The organism is Ornithinimicrobium sp. (assembly GCF_051004135.1).
In the GTDB taxonomy this organism is placed as follows: domain Bacteria; phylum Actinomycetota; class Actinomycetes; order Actinomycetales; family Dermatophilaceae; genus Ornithinicoccus.
Map to the genome: position 1 here is coordinate 1 of NZ_JBPCKQ010000028.1, position 5,356 is coordinate 5,356.

Genomic DNA, 5,356 nt, shown 5'->3' on the forward strand with positions numbered 1-5,356 from the left:
GTCGCAGCACTGCACCGGCACGCCCACCCCGAGACAACCACGGCCACGGCCACCGAAACTGTCGGAGCCGCCGCGTAGTGTTCACCCCGGATCGTCACCCAAGTTCCACACGACTCGGGACATGCTCGATGAGGAGGCAGCCGATGATCACCGCGACGGCTACCCGTCGGCGAACAGGTCGGTCGTTGGCTGGTACGCGGTCGGCTGGCGATAATGTCATGATCAGGGCTCCTTCGATTGAGGTGTCGGACAGCGCCTACCCGGACGAGCAGGGGGCTGACGTTCTCGAGCCGGCGGAACTGCCAGGTCGTCCGGGGTCGCGGCTCGGAGCGTCAGTCGGTCGGTGCGGACCGGCCAGATGATCGCGTCGAGCGTGGTCCTCATGCGCACATCGTGCAGTCCTCGGCAGGGAACTCGGGCTCACCTGGCATCGGGATCTCCTCGTCGGGTAGGGCGTGCCGGGTACTGGGGAGGGCGGGCATGACGTCGGAGCTCGCGCTACGCGGGCAGGCCGTCTGCTTCGTCGGGGACGTCGGTGGCCTTGACCGAGATCAGGGTGGCGCCGAGGTCGCGAACCCTGGCGAGCAGGCCGTGCAGCTCGGCCTGGTCGGTGACGACCCCATGCAGGGTCGTCGTGCCGTCGTCATCGTGGATGAGGGTCAGACCGCCGAACCAGGACGCCCAGTGCTCGTCGAGGTGCCCCCCGACCCGTAGCTCGTAGTGGGCGGGCTCGTGGAGTCCGGGACGAGGGCTCATCGCGACCCAGCCAACGCTGGGCGGGCGCGAGCCCTGCGCGCCGGGCGGGCGGAGGGTCGGCGGATGACCCATTCGGCGACGGCGGCGTTGATGACCCAGCCGGAGCTGATGGACAGGGCGGTACTGAGCTCGCTGGTCCCGAAGATGGCCTCGCCGACGCCCTGGGTGAACGCTTGGGTTCCGGCGCCGACCGCGAGGGCGTAGGCGCGGATCATCCAGGCGCGGTGCGAGGCGATGTCGCGGCGCCGAATCGCGGTGAACCCGAGCACGATGCTGGCGGCCATCGCGGAGGCGACCAGGAGGCGGATGGCCCACAGCAGGGCGCCCCCCGGTGCGCCGGGGTAGAACAGCGTCAGCCACAGTGCGGATAAGGCGACGACCAGCCCGGCCCCGACCAGGAGGCGGCCGGTGGTGCGGTGCCAGCGGGGCCGGCGCCGACGCAGCCTGGTGGAGAACTGGAACGCGCCGAGGAGGGCGTAGAGCGCGGCGGCGACGATGTGCACAACCACGGGTGCGGGGGAGGCGTCGATGCGCGGATTGGTGGGCAACAGCTGCGCTCCGCCGGCGACCTCGAGGAGCCGGAGTGACCCGGCGACGACCGGGACGATGCTGAGAACCACCAGTGCTGCGGGGATCCGCCAGGTCGACCCGGCCCCAGCCCCGGTCCCCGGCCGGCGCTGCCGTGCTGGTCGGGTGCCCGGGACGGGTCCAGCCACGAGGTGGGTCTGGGGCCGCGGCTTGTCGATCGCTCCGGTGGGCGGGGTCATTCGGCACCTGCCGCGGTGAGGCGCGGAGTGCCGACAGCGGTCGGCAGCGTCGTGGTTTCGGTGCGCGCGGTGAGCCAGAGCGGGTAGCCGAGGCCGATCATGGCGATGCCGTTGGGGAAGGCGAGGAACCGGTAGAAGGCGTCCGGCAGGACGGAGAGCGTGATGGTGAGGACGCTGGCGACGGCGAGAAGCGCGGCCGCCCAGCGGGCGAGGACGCGTGCCCGGAACAGCGCGATGCCGAAGATGAGGCCGCCGGCCAGGTAGGTGATCCCGGAGACATTGAGTGCGCTTTGCAACAGGCCGATGTCGCCCGTGGCGCTGCCACCTGTTGCCGCGGCGAGGACGTCGTTGACGTAGCCGGGGTCGGTCTCAGCGATGGAGGGGAGGACATACGCGCTGATGAAGGTAACGCCGATGATGGTGAGGTAGCCGGTCCCGAAGAGGAGGTACCCGATCAGGCCCAGCAGACCGATCTCCTTCACCTGGCGCAGGTACATGCCGGTGATGCCGGCCAGGGCCAGGGCGGCCATCAGCACCTTCAGTGAGTTGCGCACTGCCCACTCCGTCGTGATGACGGAGGCGACGTCCGAGTGCGGGTGGTTGATCTGGACGCCGATGAAGATCAGTCCGGCGACGGCGACGGCAACGCCGGCTGCTCGGGTGAGGGTGGTGGGTGTAATGGTCATGTTGCGCTCCTCGACGGTATGAACCGTCCTGGGACGTTCCTATAGATCGTCAAGTGGTCTGAGCGAGCTCTCTCAGGTCGGCGGTGAGGGTGGCGTAGACCTGTCGGGCGATGTACCGCTTGAGGCAGCGCATGGTCTCGCGTCTGGTCTTGCCCTCGGCGGTGCGCCGGGTCATGTAGGCGCGGGTCTGCTCGCAGTAGCGCAGCCGCACGACGGTGATCATGTGCAGGGCGCTGTTGGCTTGGCGGTCACCGCCATGGTTGAGCCGGTGGCGGTCAGTCTTGCCCGAGGAAGCGAGGAGAGGGCTGACCCCGCACAGGTGGGCGAACGCTGCCTCGTCGTGGACTCGCCCGAGGTTCTGACCGATGGTGAGCAGCAGCTGGGCGCCATGCTGGACACCGACACCGAGCAGCGCGAGGGTCCGCGGTGCGGCGATGGTGACCAGCGGGGTCAGCGCCTGGTCAAGTTCAGCGATGCGCTCGTCGAGGTCGGCTATCTGTCGGGCGAGGCTGCGCAGGGCGAGCTTGGCGGCTTGGTGGGGATCTGCGAGGCGGGCGAGGTCGGGGCGCAGTCGAGCGGCTTGGACCGCGCGTCCGTTCAGCGACTTCGCGTCCAGCTGTTCGCGCAGCTCAGCGGGGGCGGTGACCAGCAGGGCCCCGAGCGTGACCAGGGCGGTGCTACGCGCTTTGACGGCGCCGGTGCGAGCGACCTTGAGGACGCGGACGGACTCCACCAGACCGGTGGTGTCCTTCGGGACAGCGCTCGACTCTCCAGATAGGACCTTGCGGGCGGCCATCTCGGCGTCTACCGCGTCGGACTTCCCGCGCCGCGCGCGGGCATAAGCGTGGGGCTGGTTGACCTCCACGACGCGCAGGCCGGCAGCGTGTAGGTGACGGGTCAGCGCCGCGGCGTAGCTGCCCGTGGACTCCACTCCGACGGCGGTGACCTGACCGTGCTGGGTCAGCCACCGGTGCAGGTCCCGGTAGCCGGTCGTGGTCGTCGGGAAGGCCGCCGAATCGATCCTCCGGCCCAGGGTGTCGAGGACTGCGACGGTGTGGCTGTCGGCGTGGGCGTCGACCCCACCTACGACGTACCGCTCGCCAGCGACCGATGCATGGATGACGCTCGTCATATCGTTCCTCCTGTGGTGAGGGACGACCGGTCCGGGCTGGGCGGACACAACAGTGACGGGGCACTTGTTGGCGCAAGTTCCTATGAAGTCACGTCCGCCCGGACCGGCCGCAAGGTCGGTGAGAGGCGCGGCCCTGTCCGGCCGACGAGTCCTAGGCAGGACACCCTCGACGGGATCAGTTCAGTGGCAAGTCAGACCGGCCAGGAACGCGTCGCCATCTTCACTGATTGGTGGAGGCTCTGATCCAGCCAGGAGACTGCTCAGATGCCTGCAACCAGGAAGTACGACGACGAGAACAGCGCCCGTGCGGTGCGGATGTTCCAGGACCGGCTTCGTGATCATGGGGGGTCCAAGCTCGCGGCCCGCCGTCACGTCGGGACGATGCTGGACATCAACCAGGCCACGCTGCGGAACTGGATCGAGCGCGAGGAGATCGACACCGGTGCTCGGCCGGGCGTGACGAGCGAGGAGTCGGCGGAGATCCGCTCGCTGCGCAAGGAGAACGCCGAGCTGCGGCGAGCCAACGAGATCCTCAAGACCGCGTCAGCGTTTTTCGCACAGGCGGAGCTCGACCGCCGACTCAAGTGATCGTCGCCTACATCGACGGCCACCGGGCCCGCTTCGAGGTCGAGCCGATCTGCCGCGTGCTGTCCGAGCACGGGATGCAGATCGCCCCGAGCACCTACTACGCCGCCCTCGCCCGACGGGTGTCGCCGGCGGACCTGGCCGACGCCTACCTCGTCAATCAGCTCGTCACCCTGTTCCGCAAGAACCGGCGGGTCTACGGGGTGCGCAAGCTGTGGCACGAGATGCGCCGCGCCGGGCACGACGTCGGCCGTGACCAGGTCGGTCGGCTGATGCGGATCGCCGGCATCGAAGGCGCCGTGCGGGGTAAGCACACCACCACCACGACCAAACGGGGCCAGCAGGACGCGCCGCCACCCCGACCTGGTCGACCGCAAGTGGGGCACTCCGACCCGCCCGGATCAGTGGTGGGTCGCGGACTTCACGTACGTGTGGACGCTGGCCGGGTTCTGCTACGTCGCATTGTTGACCGATGTGTACTCGCGTCGGATCCTGGGGTGGCGGGTCACCACGTCCAAGACGACACCGCTGGTGATGTCGACCCTGGAGCAGGCCCTGTTCACCCGACGACGCACCGACTCCCGTTTCACCGCAACGGGTCTGGTGCATCACTCCGACGCCGGCTCTCAGGGCGAAATCAAGTGGTCGTCGCAACACCTTGAGCGTGGAGGTGGCGCATGTCGTCAGCAGTCATGGTCCAGGAGGGTGGTCGGCGGCAGCAGGACGCGGATCGGGCGGTCCGGCCTGGGATGCGGTCCCCGGGCAGGCCACCGCCGCCCCGGGAGGTGGAGCGCGGGTTCTGGCGTCTGATCGCCGACGGTGTCTCCAGCGAAGACGCGGCGGCGGGGGTGGGTGTGTCGGGCCCGGTAGGCGCCCGGTGGTTCCGGCACGGTGGCGGCATGCCCCCGATCAGTCTGGCCGAGCCCACGGGCCGGTACCTGTCGTTGCCCGAACGCGAAGAGATCGCCCTGCTCAAAGCTCAGCGCTGCGGGGTGCGGGAGATCGCCCGACGGGTCGGCCGTGACCCGGGCACGATCTCTCGTGAGCTGCGCCGCAACACCGCGACCCGGGCTGGTGAACGGGTGTACCGGGCCAGCGTGGCGCAGTGGAAGGCCGAGCTCGCCGCTCGGCGTCCCAAGGCTGCGAAGCTAGCGGTGAACACCCGGTTGCGCGAGTACGTTCAGGAGCGGTTGGCCGGTGCGGTCACCGACGCCGACGGCCGGCCGATCCCGGGCCCGGAGGTGCCGTGGAAGGCCCGCCGGCACGGGCCCCGCGCGGACCGGGCGGTGGGGCGCGTCGTGGTCCCAGGGCCTCGGCAAAGTCGGTGTCTTAGCAGTTCAGTAGGCATGTGATGGGCCGGTCGGGGTATCGGGCGTGATGTCGTAGGGCGGCGGCGATGTTGGTCCAGCCGTTCAGGCGCAGCAGGCTGA

Annotated in this window: 4 protein-coding genes, 2 pseudogenes and 1 other annotated feature; of the genes and pseudogenes, 2 read left to right on the forward strand and 4 right to left on the reverse strand. The window is 69.5% G+C overall.

The window, feature by feature from the left end; all coding sequences use genetic code 11:
• Nucleotides 1-498: 498 nt before the first annotated feature.
• Genes ACR2FV_RS01535 through ACR2FV_RS01550 form a run of 4 tightly spaced genes read right to left on the reverse strand, consistent with a single transcriptional unit; the run spans nucleotide 499 to nucleotide 3,341 of the window.
• A complete protein-coding gene (locus tag ACR2FV_RS01535; RefSeq protein ID WP_434013963.1) occupies nucleotides 499-756 on the reverse strand; it encodes a hypothetical protein in 258 nt (85 codons plus the stop codon).
• Nucleotides 753-1,523 carry a DUF2306 domain-containing protein gene (locus ACR2FV_RS01540; RefSeq protein ID WP_434013964.1) on the reverse strand — a complete coding sequence of 257 codons (771 nt, stop codon included), beginning with the start codon at nucleotides 1,521-1,523 and terminating at the stop codon, nucleotides 753-755. Before ACR2FV_RS01540 ends, ACR2FV_RS01535 begins: the two co-directional genes overlap by 4 nt.
• Nucleotides 1,520-2,209, reverse strand: coding sequence for a hypothetical protein (locus ACR2FV_RS01545; RefSeq protein ID WP_434013965.1), 690 nt, complete (start codon nucleotides 2,207-2,209; stop codon nucleotides 1,520-1,522). Before ACR2FV_RS01545 ends, ACR2FV_RS01540 begins: the two co-directional genes overlap by 4 nt.
• A gap of 49 nt (nucleotides 2,210-2,258) precedes the next feature.
• The gene (locus tag ACR2FV_RS01550; protein WP_434013966.1) at nucleotides 2,259-3,341 is read right to left on the reverse strand and encodes an IS110 family transposase; all 1,083 of its coding nucleotides are present in this window, start codon (nucleotides 3,339-3,341) and stop codon (nucleotides 2,259-2,261) included.
• Between the two features lie 264 nt (nucleotides 3,342-3,605).
• Here ACR2FV_RS01550 and ACR2FV_RS01555 point away from each other — a divergent pair.
• Together ACR2FV_RS01555 and ACR2FV_RS01560 are read left to right on the forward strand one after the other, a co-directional pair.
• Nucleotides 3,606-4,556: pseudogene (locus ACR2FV_RS01555) on the forward strand (IS3 family transposase); the annotation flags it as partial.
• Nucleotides 3,887-4,018 (forward strand) — a sequence feature (AL1L pseudoknot). Its footprint overlaps the pseudogene before it by 132 nt.
• 62 nt (nucleotides 4,557-4,618) lie before the next feature.
• Nucleotides 4,619-5,231 (forward strand): annotated as a pseudogene (locus tag ACR2FV_RS01560) (transposase); the annotation flags it as partial.
• Between the last annotated feature and the right edge of the window lie 125 nt (nucleotides 5,232-5,356).

Excerpts from the sequence above, each read along its gene's own strand:
- ACR2FV_RS01535 (WP_434013963.1), bottom strand. The coding sequence starts at position 756 with ATGAGCCCTCGTCCCGGACTCCACGAGCCCGCCCACTACGAGCTACGG.
- ACR2FV_RS01540 (WP_434013964.1), bottom strand. The coding sequence starts at position 1,523 with ATGACCCCGCCCACCGGAGCGATCGACAAGCCGCGGCCCCAGACCCAC.
- ACR2FV_RS01545 (WP_434013965.1), bottom strand. The coding sequence starts at position 2,209 with ATGACCATTACACCCACCACCCTCACCCGAGCAGCCGGCGTTGCCGTC.
- ACR2FV_RS01550 (WP_434013966.1), bottom strand. The coding sequence starts at position 3,341 with ATGACGAGCGTCATCCATGCATCGGTCGCTGGCGAGCGGTACGTCGTA.